This is a genomic window from Olleya sp. Hel_I_94 (genome assembly GCF_007827365.1).
Lineage (GTDB): Bacteria > Bacteroidota > Bacteroidia > Flavobacteriales > Flavobacteriaceae > Olleya.
Genome location: NZ_VISI01000001.1, coordinates 500,498 through 514,149, shown reverse-complemented (window position 1 = coordinate 514,149; position 13,652 = coordinate 500,498). Strand labels below are relative to the sequence as shown.

Here is a 13,652-nt window from a genome sequence, read left to right as displayed (position 1 = left end):
AATGAGTCAAAAAATTAGAATAAAATTAAAATCTTACGATCACAATTTAGTAGATAAATCTGCTGAGAAGATTGTAAAGACAGTAAAAAGTACTGGAGCTGTAGTAACTGGACCAATTCCATTACCAACTCATAAAAAAATCTTTACTGTATTACGTTCACCACACGTAAATAAGAAGTCTAGAGAACAATTTCAATTAAGCTCTTACAAGAGATTATTAGATATTTACTCTTCATCTTCAAAGACTATTGATGCTTTAATGAAACTTGAATTACCAAGTGGAGTAGAAGTTGAAATTAAAGTATAAGTAATTTATTCGTTTAAAGATTTTAAGCGAAACATGTCCTAAGCTTCGAGCGAAGGAAAAACGGTAAAAATACAATTCAAGGCTGAAACGTATTTTCAGCCTTGAATATTTTTTAATAAATAGTAATAATAAATAAATAATAATTATGTCTGGGTTAATTGGAAAAAAAATCGGTATGACCAGCATTTTCGATGAAAATGGTAAGAATGTACCATGTACAGTAATCGAAGCTGGACCATGTATCGTTACCCAAGTCAGAACTGAAGAAGTTGACGGTTATAATGCTGTGCAACTTGGTTTCGATGACGCGACAGAAAAAAGTGCTACTAAAGCTGACTTAGGTCACGCTAAAAAAGCAGGGACTTCTGTAAAACGCAAAATCGTTGAATTTAAAGGTTTTGATGCGGAGTACAAGTTAGGTGATGCAATCACTGTAGAGCACTTTGTAGAAGGTGAATTTGTTGATGTATCAGGTACATCAAAAGGAAAAGGATTCCAAGGGGTTGTAAAACGTCATGGGTTTGGTGGTGTAGGTCAAGCTACTCACGGACAACATAACCGTTTAAGAGCACCAGGATCTATTGGAGCAGCATCTTATCCAGCAAGAGTATTCAAAGGAATGCGTATGGCAGGTAGAATGGGAACAGATTCAGTTAAAGTTGAAAATTTAAGAGTTTTAAAAGTAGTTCCTGAAAAGAACTTACTAGTTGTTAAAGGTTGTGTACCTGGACATAAAAACGCTTATGTAATTATCAGAAAATAATGAAAGTAGCAGTTTTAGATATAAACGGAAAAGAAACAGGTAGAAAGGCAGACCTTTCTGATGGTGTTTTTGCTATTGAACCTAATAATCATGCTGTATATTTGGATGTTAAGCAATACTTAGCAAATCAAAGACAGGGAACTCACAAAGCTAAAGAGCGTGCTGAGATTACTGGAAGTACACGTAAGATTAAAAAACAAAAAGGTACAGGTACTGCCAGAGCAGGTAGTATTAAGTCAGGAGTTTTTAGAGGTGGAGGACGTATGTTCGGACCAAGACCTAGAAACTATTCATTCAAACTTAATAAAAGCTTAAAACGTTTAGCGCGTAAATCAGCTTTAAGTATTAAGGCAAATGAAAAGTCTATTATCGTCCTAGAGGACTTTAATTTTGATGCTCCAAAGACTAAAAACTTTACAGCTGTATTAAATGCGTTAGACCTACAAAACAAAAAATCACTGTTTGTGTTGGGTACGTCAAATAATAATGTATATTTGTCGTCACGTAATTTGAAAGGCTCAGAAGTCATAATCGCCTCAGAATTAAGTACTTACAAAATATTAAATGCAAATCAAGTTGTCCTTTTAGAGAGCTCTTTAGAAGGAATTGAGTCGAATTTAAGTAAATAGAAGCAAAATGAATATCTTAATTAAACCTATAATCACAGAAAAGGCAACTGCTAATAGCGAGTTAAACAACTGCTATAGTTTCTTTGTGAACACTAAGGCGAACAAGGTAGAAATCAAAAAAGCAGTGGAAGCTGCTTATGGAGTTTCTGTTGAAAAAGTTCGTACTATAAATGTCCGTCCAGATAGAAGTACCAAGTTTACTAAAACTGGTATTCAACATGGTAAAACAAATGCTAAGAAAAAAGCAATTGTACAACTGGCGGAAGGTGAAATGATTGATTTATACACTAACATGTAATTAAAGACAAATGTCAGTAAGAAAATTAAAACCAATCACACCAGGTCAGCGATTTAGAGTAGTAAACGGATTTGACGCCATTACTACTGACAAGCCGGAAAAAAGCTTATTAGCTCCGAAAAAACGATCAGGTGGTAGAAACAGTCAAGGACGTATGACCATGCGCTATAAAGGTGGTGGGCACAAACGTAGATATCGTATAATTGATTTCAAAAGATCTAAAGCAGGTATTCCTGCTGAAGTAGCATCAATACAATACGATCCAAACAGAACAGCGTTTATCGCATTATTGAATTACCAAGATGGTGAGAAAACTTATATCATTGCTCAAAATGGTTTACAAGTAGGTCAAACTGTTGTTTCAGGTGAAGGTTCTTCTCCGGAAATTGGAAATGCAATGCCATTAGCTAATATTCCATTAGGAACAATTATCTCATGTGTTGAGTTAAGACCAGGACAAGGTGCTGTAATGGCAAGAAGTGCTGGAGCTTTTGCTCAGTTAATGGCTAGAGATGGTAAGTTTGCTACTATTAAATTACCATCAGGTGAAACTAGATTAATTTTAGTTACATGTATGGCAACGATAGGAGCAGTTTCTAATTCAGATCATCAATTACTTGTTTCAGGTAAAGCTGGACGTAGTAGATGGTTAGGTAGAAGACCAAGAACAAGACCAGTTGTAATGAATCCAGTTGATCACCCAATGGGAGGTGGTGAAGGTAAGTCATCAGGTGGACATCCACGTTCTAGAAACGGTATACCAGCTAAAGGATATAGAACACGTTCTAAAACTAAAGCGAGTAATAAATATATTGTAGAACGTAGAAAGAAATAAGAAATCATGGCAAGATCATTAAAAAAAGGACCTTACGTTCACTATAAATTAGAGAAAAAAGTAGCTGACAATGTGGAAGCTAACAAAAAGACTGTTATTAAAACTTGGTCAAGAGCAAGTATGATAACACCTGATTTTGTTGGGCAAACAATTGCAGTTCATAACGGTCGTCAGTTTGTTCCAGTTTACGTTACAGAAAACATGGTTGGACATAAGTTAGGAGAATTTTCACCAACAAGATCTTTTAGAGGTCACGCTGGTGCTAAAAATAAAGGTAAAAAGTAAGCTATGGGAAGTCGTAAAAAACAAATGGCAGACGCTATTAAGGAGGGTAAAAAGCAAATAGCTTTCGCTAAACTTAATAACTGTCCTACGTCACCAAGAAAAATGCGTTTAGTAGCCGATTTAGTAAGAGGTGAACGCGTAGAAAAGGCACTTAATATTTTAAAGTTTAGTCAAAAAGAAGCTTCAAATCGTTTAGAGAAATTATTACTTTCTGCGATAGCTAATTGGCAAGCTAAGAATGAAGATGCAAGTATCGAAGATGCTGAATTATTTGTTCAAGAAATAAGAGTAGATGGTGGATCTATGTTAAAAAGATTACGTCCAGCACCACAAGGACGTGCTCACAGAATAAGAAAACGCTCAAACCACGTAACTATCGTGGTTGGAGCTAATAATAAAACACAAAGCTAAGATAGATATGGGACAAAAGACAAATCCAATCGGAAATCGCTTAGGAATTATCAGAGGATGGGAATCTAACTGGTACGGAGGAAACGATTATGGTGATAAACTTGCCGAAGACGATAAGATTAGAAAATACGTTCACGCGCGTTTATCTAAAGCTAGTGTATCTCGTGTAATTATTGAGAGAACTTTAAAACTTGTAACCGTTACTATCACTACTGCTAGACCTGGTATTATTATCGGAAAAGGTGGACAAGAGGTAGACAAGTTAAAAGAAGAACTTAAGAAAATTACAGGTAAAGAAGTTCAGATTAACATCTTTGAAATTAAGAGACCTGAACTTGATGCGTTTTTAGTAGCAACTAGTATTGCTCGTCAAATTGAAAATAGAATTTCATATAGACGTGCAATTAAAATGGCTATTGCTGCAACAATGCGTATGAATGCTGAAGGAATTAAAGTACAGATTAGTGGTCGTTTGAATGGAGCTGAAATGGCACGTTCAGAACACTACAAGGAAGGACGTATTCCTTTATCAACTTTTAGAGCCGATATTGATTATGCTTTAGTTGAATCTCATACTACTTACGGTAGATTAGGGGTTAAAGTATGGATCATGAAAGGTGAAGTATATGGTAAAAGAGAGCTTTCTCCTCTTGTTGGCTTAGCTAAGAAGCAAGGAAAAGGTGGACGTCAAGGAGGTGGAAAACCACAACAACGTCGTAGAAAGTAATTTTTTAAAGAACAGAAAAAATGTTACAGCCTAAAAGAACAAAATTTAGAAAAACGCAAAAGGGACGTATGAAAGGGAACTCTGGTAGAGGTCACTTACTTTCAAACGGAACTTTTGGAATAAAATCATTGGATTCTAATTTTTTAACATCACGTCAAATAGAAGCAGCTCGTATTGCAGCTACACGTTACATGAAAAGAGAAGGTCAACTTTGGATTAAAATATTTCCAGATAAGCCGATTACAAAAAAGCCTCTTGAAGTACGTATGGGTAAAGGTAAAGGAGCAGTAGAATATTGGGCAGCAGTTGTTAAACCAGGAAGAATCCTTTTTGAAGTTGGAGGAGTGCCTTTAGAAGTAGCTAAAGAAGCATTAAGACTTGCAGCTCAAAAATTACCAGTAAAAACTAAGTTTGTAATCGCTAGAGATTACGAAGCATAATTTATTTGATATTATGAAACAATCAGAAATTAAAGAATTATCTGTAGCTGAGTTACAAGAGAAACTTAGTGAAACAAAGAAGAGCTATTCAGATTTAAAAATGGCTCATGCAGTTTCTCCTTTAGAGAATCCTATTCAATTACGTCAAGTAAGACGTACGGTTGCAAAAATTGCAACAGAATTAACTAAAAGAGATTTAAAATAATTCTGCTTACAAGATGGAAAAAAGAAACTTAAGAAAAGAGCGTATCGGGATCGTTACTAGTAACAAGATGCAAAAATCAATTGTTGTTGCAGAAGTTAAAAAAGTAAAACACCCTATGTACGGAAAATTCGTGTTGAAAACAAAAAAATATGTTGCACACGATGAGACAAACGATTGTAATATTGGAGATACAGTAAAGATCATGGAAACAAGACCTTTAAGTAAATCTAAATGTTGGAGATTAGTTGAAATAATTGAAAGAGCGAAGTAATTATGGTACAACAAGAATCAAGACTAAGAGTAGCAGATAACACTGGAGCAAAGGAAGTATTAACTATCCGTGTTTTAGGTGGTACTAAAAGAAGATATGCTTCTGTAGGTGACAAAATTGTTGTCACTGTTAAAGATGCAACTCCTAATGGAAACATTAAAAAAGGAGCAGTATCAACAGCAGTAGTTGTGCGTACTAAAAAAGAAGTTAGACGTCCAGACGGATCTTATATCAGATTTGATGATAACGCTTGTGTCCTTTTAAATCCTACCGGAGAAATGAGAGGTACACGTGTTTTTGGACCTGTAGCTAGAGAACTTCGTGATAAACAATTCATGAAAATTGTATCATTGGCACCAGAGGTGCTTTAATTGATAAAAAAATGACAAAGCTAAAAATAAAAACAGGAGATATCGTCAAGGTTATAGCTGGTGATCATAAAGGTTCTGAAGGTAAAGTACAAAAAGTATTTATCGAGAGGAACAAAGCTATAGTTGAAGGAGTAAACATGGTTAAGAAACATACTAAACCAAGTGCACAAAATCCTCAAGGTGGTATTGTAGAAAAAGAGGCATCTATCAACATTTCTAACCTATCTTTATTAACTTCTAAAGGAGAAGAGACTAGAGTAGGATTTAGAATGGAAGGTGATAAAAAAGTCAGATTTTCTAAAAAATCAAATGAAGTAATATAGTTATGGAATATTCACCGAGACTAAAAGAAGAGTATAAAAGCAAAGTAATTGCTGCTCTTACAGAAGAATTTGGATACAGTAATGTAATGCAAGTGCCAAAACTACAAAAGATAGTATTATCTAGAGGTGTTGGGGCTGCAGTTGCTGATAAGAAATTGGTTGACCATGCAGTTGATGAATTTACAACTATCACAGGTCAAAAAGCTGTATCTACTTTATCTAAAAAAGATGTTGCAACTTTCAAATTACGTAAAGGGATGCCAATTGGTGCTAAAGTTACGTTAAGAGGAGAAAGAATGTATGAGTTTTTAGATCGTTTAATAACTTCTGCACTTCCACGTGTTAGAGATTTTAACGGAATAAAAGCGACAGGTTTTGACGGAAGAGGTAACTACAATCTAGGAGTTACTGAACAAATTATCTTTCCAGAAATAAATATTGACAAAGTTAATAAAATTGACGGAATGGATATTACATTTGTAACTTCTGCTGAAACAGATAAAGAAGCAAAATCATTATTAACAGAATTAGGGTTACCTTTTCAAAAAAACTAAGTTATGGCTAAAGAATCAATGAAAGCCCGCGAGGTTAAAAGATCGAAGACAGTAGCTAAATATGCTGAAAAACGTAAAGCTCTTAAAGAAGCTGGAGATTATCAAGCATTACAAAAGTTACCTAAAAACGCATCGCCTATACGTCAACATAATAGATGTAAATTAACAGGTAGACCAAAGGGATATATGCGTACCTTTGGACTTTCTCGTGTTATGTTTAGAGAAATGGCAAATCAAGGTTTAATACCAGGTGTTAAAAAAGCAAGTTGGTAAAATTTTAATTGGTCTTAGGTTCGGGATATTCTGAAAACCAAGTCCGCAAATAAATACATATGTATACAGATCCAATAGCAGATTACTTAACTAGAATTAGAAACGCAGTGCGTGCTAATCACAGAGTTGTAGAAATTCCTGCTTCAAATTTAAAAAAGGATATTACTAAAATATTATTCGATCAAGGATATGTTTTAAGTTATAAGTTCGATGATTCTACTGTTCAAGGTACAATCAAAATTGCCTTAAAATACAATAAGGAAACAAAAGAACCTGTAATTAGAAAATTGCAAAGAATCAGTAAGCCTGGTTTACGTAAATATTCTAGTTCTACAGAATTACCACGTATACTTAATGGTTTGGGTATTGCAATCGTTTCAACTTCTCACGGAGTAATGACTGGAAAGCAAGCGCAAAGAGAAAACGTTGGTGGTGAAGTTTTATGTTACGTTTACTAATTTAAAATCCAGAAGAAAATGTCAAGAATAGGAAATAATCCAGTTGCCATTCCAGAAGGAGTAACTGTAACAGTTGATAACAATACAATAACAGTAAAAGGAAAATTAGGTGAGTTAACTCAAGATTTTGATACTGTTGAAGTAAAAGTTGAAGATGGAAATGTATTAGTAACACGTTCTACAGATACTAAAGATCAAAAAGCTAAGCATGGTTTATACCGTTCATTAGTTTTTAATATGATTGAAGGTGTTTCAAAAGGTTGGACTAAACAATTAGAATTAGTTGGTGTAGGTTATAGAGCTTCTAATCAAGGTAATGTCCTTGAATTAGCTTTAGGTTTTTCACACAACATTATTTTAAGTTTAGCACCAGAAGTACAAGTAGAAACTGTTTCTGATAAGGGTAAGAATCCAATAATCAAATTAACTTCTCATGATAAACAATTAGTAGGACAAGTTGCTGCTAAAATCAGAGGATTTAGAAGACCTGAACCGTACAAAGGAAAAGGTATTAAGTTTGTTGGAGAAGTATTAAGAAGAAAAGCAGGTAAATCAGCATAATAATTAGTTATGGCGTTAACAAAAAACGAAAGACGAATAAGAATTAAAAACAGAATCCGTAAGGTTGTTTCTGGTACAGAAGCAAGACCTAGATTAGCTGTTTTTAGAAGTAATAAAGAAATTTATGCTCAATTAGTAGATGACGTTACTGGTAAAACATTAGCTGCTTCATCTTCTAGAGATAAAGATATTGCTGCAAAAGGAAATAAAGTAGAACTAGCTGCATTAGTAGGTAAGTCTATCGCAGAAAAAGCCTTGAAGGCTGGTGTTGAAACGATCGCTTTTGATAGAGGTGGTTATTTATATCATGGTAGAGTAAAATCGTTAGCTGAAGGAGCTAGAGAAGGAGGACTTAAATTCTAAGAAATTATGTATCAAAAATACAAAAGCGCAGAGTTAGTAAAACCAAGTGGATTAGATCTTAAAGATCGTTTAGTTGGTGTGCAAAGAGTTACTAAGGTAACTAAAGGAGGTAGAGCATTTGGTTTTTCTGCAATCGTAGTGGTTGGAGATGAAGCAGGTGTTGTAGGTCAAGGTTTAGGAAAATCAAAAGATGTTGCTAGTGCAATTGCAAAAGCAATAGAAGATGCTAAGAAAAACCTAGTTCGTATCCCTATCATGAAAGGAACATTACCTCATGAACAAAAAGGTAAATTTGGTGGAGCAAGAGTAAATATTATTCCTGCAGCTCCTGGTACAGGAGTTATTGCCGGTGGAGCTGTGAGAACAGTTTTAGAGGCAGTAGGTGTACATGATGTTTTATCTAAATCTCAAGGTTCATCAAATCCACATAATGTTGTTAAGGCTACTTTTGATGCTTTATTACAATTAAGAGACCCTAAAACGATTGCTCGTGAAAGAGGTGTTTCTTTAGAAAAAGTTTTTAACGGATAATCCCAACAGCAATGTCGAAGATAAAAGTAACAAAAGTTAAAAGTGCAATCAACAGAACTCAAAGACAAAAAAGAACTTTATTAGCTCTTGGTCTTAAGAAGATTGGACAAACTATAGAACATGAGGCTACTCCTAATATTTTAGGTATGGTAGCAAAAGTAAACCACTTAGTTTCTGTAGAAGAAACTAAATAATAATACTGAAAATGGATTTAAGTAATTTAAAACCTGCAGAAGGTTCAGTTAAAAATCAAGGTAAAAGAATAGGAAGAGGACAAGGTTCTGGTAAAGGTGGTACTGCGACACGTGGTCACAAAGGAGCTAAGTCAAGATCTGGTTATTCTAAGAAGGTAGGTTTCGAAGGAGGGCAAATGCCACTTCAACGTAGAGTACCTAAGTTTGGTTTTACTAACATTAATCGTATAGAGCATCAAGGTGTTAACTTGGATGTTATTCAACAATTAGTTGACGATAAGAAAATTAAAGATACTTTAGATTTTGATACTTTAGTAGGTCTTGGTTTAGCTGGTAAAAACGAGCTAGTTAAGATTTTAGGAAGAGGAGAATTAAAAGCTAAATTAAGTATCACAGCTCATAAATTTACTGCTACTGCAAAAGCTGCTATTGAAGCTGCAGGAGGAGAAGCTGTAACTTTATAAGAACAATCGAACGCATGAAATTTATAGAGACATTAAAAAATGTTTGGAAAATTGAAGAACTAAGAAATAGAATTCTAGTTACACTAGGTCTACTTTTAGTTTATCGTTTCGGAGCACAAGTAGTATTACCAGGTATTGACGCAACCCAATTAGAAAGCCTACAAACTGGAACATCAGAAGGTATTTTTGGGATATTAAATGCCTTCACTGGAGGTGCATTTGCTAATGCTTCTGTATTTGCACTTGGAATTATGCCATATATTTCTGCTTCTATTGTAGTTCAATTAATGGGAATTGCTATTCCTTATTTGCAAAAACTACAAAAAGAAGGCGCTAGTGGTCAGAAAAAGATTACTCAAATAACACGTTGGTTGACTATAGCAATATGCTTAGTTCAAGCACCAGGTTATTTAGCTAGTTTACAACCTATGTTTGGTATTCCAAACTCGGCCTTTTTATTAGGGCAAGGTGGGATGTTTTATTTCTCATCAATAGTTATATTAGTAACTGGTTGTATTTTTGCAATGTGGTTAGGTGAGAAAATAACAGATAAAGGAATTGGTAATGGTATCTCTCTATTAATTATGGTGGGTATTATTGCAACACTTCCTAAATCTTTCTTACAAAATGCTGCTTCTAGATTAGAAACGGGTAATAATGTAATGATGATTTTATTTGAAATCGTTATTTGGTTTGTTATTATTCTTCTTTCAATCTTATTAGTAATGGCAGTTCGTAAGATTGCAGTACAATATGCTAGGCGTTCAGCAACTGGAGGTTACGAGAAAAATGTATTTGGATCAAGACAATATATTCCTTTAAAGCTTAATGCTTCTGGTGTAATGCCAATCATTTTTGCTCAAGCGATTATGTTTGTTCCTGGTTTAATTGGTGGTTCATCTTTATTAAAAGATACTGCTTCTGGATTGTGGTTACAATCTAATTTCTCTGATATCTTCGGATTTTGGTATAATTTAGTATTTGCATTATTGATTATTATATTTACATATTTTTATACTGCGATTACCGTTCCTACAAATAAAATGGCTGATGATCTTAAACGAAGCGGAGGATTTATTCCAGGTATTCGTCCAGGATCAGAAACTTCTGAATATCTAGACAAAATTATGTCTCAAATAACTTTACCAGGTTCTATCTTTCTTGCATTAATAGCTGTGTTCCCAGCATTTATTGTTAAGTTACTTAACGTTCAATCTGGTTGGGCTTTATTTTTCGGAGGTACATCTTTATTAATTATGGTTGGAGTTGCAATTGACACTATGCAACAAGTAAATAGTTACTTGTTAAATAGACACTATGATGGCTTGATGAAGACTGGTAAAAACAGAAAAGCAGTAGCTTAATATTTTAACTATGGCAAAACAAGCAGCAATAGAACAAGACGGAACTATCATTGAAGCATTATCAAATGCTATGTTCCGTGTTGAATTAGAAAATGGTCATATTGTGACCGCACATATTTCGGGTAAGATGCGTATGCATTATATTAAGTTGTTACCAGGAGATAAAGTTAAATTAGAAATGAGTCCTTATGATTTAACTAAGGCTCGTATAACCTATAGATACTAATACGATGAAAGTAAGAGCATCAATTAAAAAGAGAAGTGCAGATTGTAAGATTGTGCGCAGAAAAGGTAGACTTTACGTCATTAACAAAAAGAATCCTAGATTCAAACAAAGACAAGGGTAATTATGGCAAGAATCGCAGGTGTAGACATACCAAAACAAAAAAGAGGAGTGATCTCATTAACTTATATCTACGGAGTAGGTAGAAGTAGAGCTCAAGAAATTTTAGCTGAGGCTAAAGTGGACGAAAACATCAAAGTACAAGACTGGACAGATGATCAAATTGGAGCAATCCGTGAAACTGTAGGTACTTATACTATTGAAGGTGAATTACGTTCTGAAACACAATTAAACATTAAACGTTTAATGGATATTGGTTGTTACAGAGGAATTCGTCATAGAGTTGGTTTACCTTTAAGAGGTCAACGTACTAAGAATAACTCTAGAACAAGAAAAGGAAGAAGAAAAACAGTTGCTAACAAGAAAAAAGCAACTAAATAATAAGTAGTATGGCAAAGACAAACGCTAAAAGCACAAAAAAACGTAAAGTTATTATTGACGCTGTTGGAGAAGCTCACATTACTGCTTCTTTCAACAATATCATTATTTCACTTACAAATAAAAAGGGAGATGTCATTTCATGGTCATCTGCTGGTAAGATGGGATTTAGAGGTTCTAAGAAAAACACACCTTACGCAGCACAATTAGCAGCAGAAGATGCTTCTGAAGTAGCTAAAGAAGCTGGATTAAAAAAGGTAAAGGTTTATGTTAAAGGACCTGGAAATGGTAGAGAATCTGCTATACGATCTATTCATAATGCAGGAATTGAAGTAACAGAAATAATTGATGTTACTCCATTACCACATAATGGTTGTCGTCCACCTAAAAGAAGAAGAGTATAAGTTTACTACATAGTACTTTACTTAAGCAAGAAAAAAATTAATATCGTCTGTTTATCAGATGGTATTAATTTTTTGTATAAATTTGCAAACTGAAAATTTAAAACAAGTATCAACAAAGAGATTAACGATTATCGAAGGATAAGATTTAGACCTTAATTCATAATCACTCTTAAATCAATTTAAAAATGGCAAGATATACTGGTCCTAAAACTAAAATAGCTCGTAAATTTGGTGAAGCTATATTCGGAGACGATAAGTCTTTTGAGAAAAGAAATTACCCACCAGGTCAACATGGAAACAACAGAAGACGTGGTAAAAAATCTGAGTACGCAATCCAATTAATGGAGAAGCAAAAAGCTAAATATACTTACGGTATTTTAGAGCGTCAATTCAGAAACATGTTTAAAAGAGCAACTGCAGCTCAAGGAATCACAGGTGAAGTATTACTTCAAATTTGTGAATCTAGATTAGATAATGTAGTGTTTAGAATGGGATTATCTCCTTCTAGAAGCGGAGCAAGACAACTTGTATCTCACAGACATATTACTGTTAATGGAGAGTTAGTAAACATACCTTCATACCAACTTAATGCTGGAGATGTTGTTGCTGTAAGAGAGAAGTCTAAATCTTTGGAGTCTATTGATAGATCTTTATCAAACTCTAGCAATGTATATGAGTGGATTACTTGGAATAGCGAGAAAAAGGAAGGTACTTACGTTTCTGTTCCTGCTAGAATCCAAATCCCAGAAAATATTAATGAGCAATTCATCGTAGAATTATACTCTAAATAATAAATTATTAACATTGGTGTTTAGCCAAAGGGTTTATTTGTATCTCTTCAAACTTATAAACCGCGCAACTAAATAACAATTAAAACGAAGAAAAATTATGGCAGTATTTAATTTCCAAAAGCCTGATAAGGTAATAATGATTGATTCAACTGACTTCGAAGGTAAATTCGAATTCAGACCTCTAGAACCAGGTTATGGACTAACAGTAGGAAATGCTTTAAGAAGAGTTTTATTATCTTCTCTAGAAGGGTTTGCTATCACATCTGTTAGAATAGAAAGTGTAGACCACGAATTTTCAACAATAGCAGGTGTTGTTGAAGATGTAACAGAAATTATTTTAAATCTTAAACAAGTTCGTTTTAAGCGTCAAATAGAGGATGTTGATAACGAATCTATTTCGATTTCAATTTCTGGTCAAGACAAAATTGTAGCAGGAGATTTCCAGAAATTTATTTCAGGTTTCCAAGTATTAAATACAGATCAAGTGATTTGTAACTTAGATTCTAAAGTAAATATCAACATGGAAATTACTGTTGAAAAAGGTAGAGGATATGTTCCTGCAGAAGAAAACAAAAAAGCTTCAGCACCAATAGGGACTATTTTTACTGATTCAATTTACACACCAATTAAAAATGTTAAGTACAGCATTGAGAATTATCGTGTAGAACAAAAAACGGATTACGAAAAATTAGTTTTCGAAATTCAGACTGATGGTTCTATTACGCCTCAAGATGCATTAACAGAAGCTGCAAAAACTCTGATTCACCACTTCATGTTATTCTCTGATGAGCGTATTACATTAGAAGCTGATGAGATTGCTCAAACTGAAACTTATGATGAAGAATCACTTCACATGAGACAGTTACTTAAAACTAAATTAGTAGATATGGACCTTTCTGTTCGTGCTCTAAATTGTTTAAAAGCAGCAGAGGTAGATACTTTAGGTGACTTAGTATCTTTTAATAAAAATGATTTAATGAAGTTCCGTAATTTTGGAAAGAAATCTTTAACAGAGCTTGAAGAGCTAGTAAATGTTAAAGGATTAAATTTCGGAATGGATCTTTCAAAATACAAACTAGATAAAGACTAATACATCATATTTTGCTCCT

At 33.9% G+C, this 13,652-nt stretch carries 28 protein-coding genes; all 28 read left to right on the top strand.

Annotated elements, in window-relative coordinates; all coding sequences use genetic code 11:
• The first annotated feature begins 1 nt into the window (after window position 1).
• The 28 genes from rpsJ to JM82_RS02395 all read left to right on the top strand — a co-directional run bounded on the left by rpsJ (window position 2) and on the right by JM82_RS02395 (window position 13,633).
• On the top strand, window positions 2–307 hold the full coding sequence (gene rpsJ / locus JM82_RS02530) for a 30S ribosomal protein S10 (RefSeq protein ID WP_010181931.1): 306 nt from the start codon (window positions 2–4) through the stop codon (window positions 305–307).
• Between the two features lie 145 nt (window positions 308–452).
• Window positions 453–1,070, top strand: a complete 618-nt coding sequence (rplC, locus tag JM82_RS02525; protein ID WP_028283869.1) for a 50S ribosomal protein L3 — start codon at window positions 453–455, stop codon at window positions 1,068–1,070.
• Window positions 1,070–1,699: a 50S ribosomal protein L4 gene (gene rplD / locus JM82_RS02520; RefSeq protein ID WP_145000912.1), complete on the top strand. Its 630-nt coding sequence runs from the start codon at window positions 1,070–1,072 to the stop codon at window positions 1,697–1,699. Before rplC ends, rplD begins: the two co-directional genes overlap by 1 nt.
• Window positions 1,700–1,706: 7 nt before the next feature.
• The gene (rplW, locus tag JM82_RS02515; RefSeq protein ID WP_028283871.1) at window positions 1,707–1,997 is read left to right on the top strand and encodes a 50S ribosomal protein L23; all 291 of its coding nucleotides are present in this window, start codon (window positions 1,707–1,709) and stop codon (window positions 1,995–1,997) included.
• A gap of 10 nt (window positions 1,998–2,007) precedes the next feature.
• The gene (gene rplB, locus JM82_RS02510; protein ID WP_145000910.1) at window positions 2,008–2,832 is read left to right on the top strand and encodes a 50S ribosomal protein L2; all 825 of its coding nucleotides are present in this window, start codon (window positions 2,008–2,010) and stop codon (window positions 2,830–2,832) included.
• A 6-nt stretch (window positions 2,833–2,838) separates the two neighbouring features.
• A complete protein-coding gene (gene rpsS, locus JM82_RS02505) occupies window positions 2,839–3,117 on the top strand; it encodes a 30S ribosomal protein S19 (RefSeq protein ID WP_028283873.1) in 279 nt (92 codons plus the stop codon).
• Window positions 3,118–3,120: 3 nt separating this feature from the next.
• Complete coding sequence (gene rplV / locus JM82_RS02500) at window positions 3,121–3,528, top strand: 50S ribosomal protein L22 (RefSeq protein ID WP_145000908.1); 408 nt, start codon at window positions 3,121–3,123, stop codon at window positions 3,526–3,528.
• A 7-nt stretch (window positions 3,529–3,535) separates the two neighbouring features.
• A complete protein-coding gene (rpsC, locus tag JM82_RS02495; RefSeq protein ID WP_028283875.1) occupies window positions 3,536–4,255 on the top strand; it encodes a 30S ribosomal protein S3 in 720 nt (239 codons plus the stop codon).
• A 20-nt stretch (window positions 4,256–4,275) separates the two neighbouring features.
• Complete coding sequence (rplP, locus tag JM82_RS02490; protein ID WP_145000906.1) at window positions 4,276–4,695, top strand: 50S ribosomal protein L16; 420 nt, start codon at window positions 4,276–4,278, stop codon at window positions 4,693–4,695.
• A 13-nt stretch (window positions 4,696–4,708) separates the two neighbouring features.
• Window positions 4,709–4,900, top strand: coding sequence for a 50S ribosomal protein L29 (gene rpmC, locus JM82_RS02485; RefSeq protein WP_028283877.1), 192 nt, complete (start codon window positions 4,709–4,711; stop codon window positions 4,898–4,900).
• A gap of 13 nt (window positions 4,901–4,913) precedes the next feature.
• On the top strand, window positions 4,914–5,171 hold the full coding sequence (gene rpsQ / locus JM82_RS02480; protein ID WP_028283878.1) for a 30S ribosomal protein S17: 258 nt from the start codon (window positions 4,914–4,916) through the stop codon (window positions 5,169–5,171).
• A gap of 2 nt (window positions 5,172–5,173) precedes the next feature.
• Complete coding sequence (gene rplN, locus JM82_RS02475; protein WP_028283879.1) at window positions 5,174–5,542, top strand: 50S ribosomal protein L14; 369 nt, start codon at window positions 5,174–5,176, stop codon at window positions 5,540–5,542.
• Between the two features lie 11 nt (window positions 5,543–5,553).
• Window positions 5,554–5,865 carry a 50S ribosomal protein L24 gene (gene rplX / locus JM82_RS02470; protein ID WP_145000904.1) on the top strand — a complete coding sequence of 104 codons (312 nt, stop codon included), beginning with the start codon at window positions 5,554–5,556 and terminating at the stop codon, window positions 5,863–5,865.
• A 2-nt stretch (window positions 5,866–5,867) separates the two neighbouring features.
• Window positions 5,868–6,419 carry a 50S ribosomal protein L5 gene (gene rplE / locus JM82_RS02465; protein ID WP_145000902.1) on the top strand — a complete coding sequence of 184 codons (552 nt, stop codon included), beginning with the start codon at window positions 5,868–5,870 and terminating at the stop codon, window positions 6,417–6,419.
• 3 nt (window positions 6,420–6,422) lie between these two features.
• Window positions 6,423–6,692 (top strand): 30S ribosomal protein S14, encoded by a 270-nt coding sequence (gene rpsN / locus JM82_RS02460; protein ID WP_028283882.1) that lies wholly within the window; start codon window positions 6,423–6,425, stop codon window positions 6,690–6,692.
• Between the two features lie 59 nt (window positions 6,693–6,751).
• A complete protein-coding gene (gene rpsH / locus JM82_RS02455; RefSeq protein WP_145000899.1) occupies window positions 6,752–7,150 on the top strand; it encodes a 30S ribosomal protein S8 in 399 nt (132 codons plus the stop codon).
• An 18-nt stretch (window positions 7,151–7,168) separates the two neighbouring features.
• Window positions 7,169–7,711 (top strand): 50S ribosomal protein L6, encoded by a 543-nt coding sequence (gene rplF, locus JM82_RS02450; protein ID WP_145000897.1) that lies wholly within the window; start codon window positions 7,169–7,171, stop codon window positions 7,709–7,711.
• Window positions 7,712–7,720: 9 nt separating this feature from the next.
• Complete coding sequence (rplR, locus tag JM82_RS02445; RefSeq protein ID WP_145000895.1) at window positions 7,721–8,074, top strand: 50S ribosomal protein L18; 354 nt, start codon at window positions 7,721–7,723, stop codon at window positions 8,072–8,074.
• Window positions 8,075–8,080: 6 nt separating this feature from the next.
• Window positions 8,081–8,605, top strand: a complete 525-nt coding sequence (gene rpsE, locus JM82_RS02440; RefSeq protein ID WP_099570084.1) for a 30S ribosomal protein S5 — start codon at window positions 8,081–8,083, stop codon at window positions 8,603–8,605.
• Between the two features lie 11 nt (window positions 8,606–8,616).
• Window positions 8,617–8,799 carry a 50S ribosomal protein L30 gene (gene rpmD, locus JM82_RS02435; RefSeq protein ID WP_028283887.1) on the top strand — a complete coding sequence of 61 codons (183 nt, stop codon included), beginning with the start codon at window positions 8,617–8,619 and terminating at the stop codon, window positions 8,797–8,799.
• An 11-nt stretch (window positions 8,800–8,810) separates the two neighbouring features.
• On the top strand, window positions 8,811–9,263 hold the full coding sequence (gene rplO / locus JM82_RS02430; protein WP_090841251.1) for a 50S ribosomal protein L15: 453 nt from the start codon (window positions 8,811–8,813) through the stop codon (window positions 9,261–9,263).
• A gap of 14 nt (window positions 9,264–9,277) precedes the next feature.
• Complete coding sequence (secY, locus tag JM82_RS02425; protein WP_145000893.1) at window positions 9,278–10,627, top strand: preprotein translocase subunit SecY; 1,350 nt, start codon at window positions 9,278–9,280, stop codon at window positions 10,625–10,627.
• A 10-nt stretch (window positions 10,628–10,637) separates the two neighbouring features.
• Window positions 10,638–10,853 carry a translation initiation factor IF-1 gene (gene infA, locus JM82_RS02420; protein WP_007094967.1) on the top strand — a complete coding sequence of 72 codons (216 nt, stop codon included), beginning with the start codon at window positions 10,638–10,640 and terminating at the stop codon, window positions 10,851–10,853.
• Window positions 10,854–10,857: 4 nt separating this feature from the next.
• Window positions 10,858–10,974 (top strand): type B 50S ribosomal protein L36, encoded by a 117-nt coding sequence (ykgO, locus tag JM82_RS02415; RefSeq protein ID WP_010519235.1) that lies wholly within the window; start codon window positions 10,858–10,860, stop codon window positions 10,972–10,974.
• A gap of 2 nt (window positions 10,975–10,976) precedes the next feature.
• Window positions 10,977–11,351, top strand: a complete 375-nt coding sequence (gene rpsM / locus JM82_RS02410; protein ID WP_028283890.1) for a 30S ribosomal protein S13 — start codon at window positions 10,977–10,979, stop codon at window positions 11,349–11,351.
• Window positions 11,352–11,359: 8 nt separating this feature from the next.
• Window positions 11,360–11,752, top strand: coding sequence for a 30S ribosomal protein S11 (rpsK, locus tag JM82_RS02405; RefSeq protein WP_028283891.1), 393 nt, complete (start codon window positions 11,360–11,362; stop codon window positions 11,750–11,752).
• Between the two features lie 185 nt (window positions 11,753–11,937).
• On the top strand, window positions 11,938–12,543 hold the full coding sequence (gene rpsD, locus JM82_RS02400) for a 30S ribosomal protein S4 (protein ID WP_145000891.1): 606 nt from the start codon (window positions 11,938–11,940) through the stop codon (window positions 12,541–12,543).
• 97 nt (window positions 12,544–12,640) lie between these two features.
• Window positions 12,641–13,633 (top strand): DNA-directed RNA polymerase subunit alpha, encoded by a 993-nt coding sequence (locus tag JM82_RS02395; RefSeq protein WP_028283893.1) that lies wholly within the window; start codon window positions 12,641–12,643, stop codon window positions 13,631–13,633.
• The last annotated feature ends 19 nt before the right edge of the window (window positions 13,634–13,652 follow it).

What these genes read in the sequence shown, in the direction of transcription:
- rpsN (WP_028283882.1), top strand. Translation starts at nt 6,423, where the DNA reads ATGGCTAAAGAATCAATGAAAGCCCGCGAGGTTAAAAGATCGAAGACA.
- rplW (WP_028283871.1), top strand. Translation starts at nt 1,707, where the DNA reads ATGAATATCTTAATTAAACCTATAATCACAGAAAAGGCAACTGCTAAT.
- rpsJ (WP_010181931.1), top strand. Translation starts at nt 2, where the DNA reads ATGAGTCAAAAAATTAGAATAAAATTAAAATCTTACGATCACAATTTA.
- rplR (WP_145000895.1), top strand. Translation starts at nt 7,721, where the DNA reads ATGGCGTTAACAAAAAACGAAAGACGAATAAGAATTAAAAACAGAATC.
- secY (WP_145000893.1), top strand. Translation starts at nt 9,278, where the DNA reads ATGAAATTTATAGAGACATTAAAAAATGTTTGGAAAATTGAAGAACTA.
- rpsD (WP_145000891.1), top strand. Translation starts at nt 11,938, where the DNA reads ATGGCAAGATATACTGGTCCTAAAACTAAAATAGCTCGTAAATTTGGT.
- rplX (WP_145000904.1), top strand. Translation starts at nt 5,554, where the DNA reads ATGACAAAGCTAAAAATAAAAACAGGAGATATCGTCAAGGTTATAGCT.
- rplF (WP_145000897.1), top strand. Translation starts at nt 7,169, where the DNA reads ATGTCAAGAATAGGAAATAATCCAGTTGCCATTCCAGAAGGAGTAACT.
- rpsK (WP_028283891.1), top strand. Translation starts at nt 11,360, where the DNA reads ATGGCAAAGACAAACGCTAAAAGCACAAAAAAACGTAAAGTTATTATT.
- rpsE (WP_099570084.1), top strand. Translation starts at nt 8,081, where the DNA reads ATGTATCAAAAATACAAAAGCGCAGAGTTAGTAAAACCAAGTGGATTA.
- rpsQ (WP_028283878.1), top strand. Translation starts at nt 4,914, where the DNA reads ATGGAAAAAAGAAACTTAAGAAAAGAGCGTATCGGGATCGTTACTAGT.
- rpsS (WP_028283873.1), top strand. Translation starts at nt 2,839, where the DNA reads ATGGCAAGATCATTAAAAAAAGGACCTTACGTTCACTATAAATTAGAG.
- rplV (WP_145000908.1), top strand. Translation starts at nt 3,121, where the DNA reads ATGGGAAGTCGTAAAAAACAAATGGCAGACGCTATTAAGGAGGGTAAA.
- infA (WP_007094967.1), top strand. Translation starts at nt 10,638, where the DNA reads ATGGCAAAACAAGCAGCAATAGAACAAGACGGAACTATCATTGAAGCA.
- rplP (WP_145000906.1), top strand. Translation starts at nt 4,276, where the DNA reads ATGTTACAGCCTAAAAGAACAAAATTTAGAAAAACGCAAAAGGGACGT.
- rplB (WP_145000910.1), top strand. Translation starts at nt 2,008, where the DNA reads ATGTCAGTAAGAAAATTAAAACCAATCACACCAGGTCAGCGATTTAGA.
- rplN (WP_028283879.1), top strand. Translation starts at nt 5,174, where the DNA reads ATGGTACAACAAGAATCAAGACTAAGAGTAGCAGATAACACTGGAGCA.
- JM82_RS02395 (WP_028283893.1), top strand. Translation starts at nt 12,641, where the DNA reads ATGGCAGTATTTAATTTCCAAAAGCCTGATAAGGTAATAATGATTGAT.
- rpsC (WP_028283875.1), top strand. Translation starts at nt 3,536, where the DNA reads ATGGGACAAAAGACAAATCCAATCGGAAATCGCTTAGGAATTATCAGA.
- rplE (WP_145000902.1), top strand. Translation starts at nt 5,868, where the DNA reads ATGGAATATTCACCGAGACTAAAAGAAGAGTATAAAAGCAAAGTAATT.
- rplD (WP_145000912.1), top strand. Translation starts at nt 1,070, where the DNA reads ATGAAAGTAGCAGTTTTAGATATAAACGGAAAAGAAACAGGTAGAAAG.
- rpmD (WP_028283887.1), top strand. Translation starts at nt 8,617, where the DNA reads ATGTCGAAGATAAAAGTAACAAAAGTTAAAAGTGCAATCAACAGAACT.
- rpmC (WP_028283877.1), top strand. Translation starts at nt 4,709, where the DNA reads ATGAAACAATCAGAAATTAAAGAATTATCTGTAGCTGAGTTACAAGAG.
- rpsM (WP_028283890.1), top strand. Translation starts at nt 10,977, where the DNA reads ATGGCAAGAATCGCAGGTGTAGACATACCAAAACAAAAAAGAGGAGTG.
- rplC (WP_028283869.1), top strand. Translation starts at nt 453, where the DNA reads ATGTCTGGGTTAATTGGAAAAAAAATCGGTATGACCAGCATTTTCGAT.
- ykgO (WP_010519235.1), top strand. Translation starts at nt 10,858, where the DNA reads ATGAAAGTAAGAGCATCAATTAAAAAGAGAAGTGCAGATTGTAAGATT.
- rplO (WP_090841251.1), top strand. Translation starts at nt 8,811, where the DNA reads ATGGATTTAAGTAATTTAAAACCTGCAGAAGGTTCAGTTAAAAATCAA.
- rpsH (WP_145000899.1), top strand. Translation starts at nt 6,752, where the DNA reads ATGTATACAGATCCAATAGCAGATTACTTAACTAGAATTAGAAACGCA.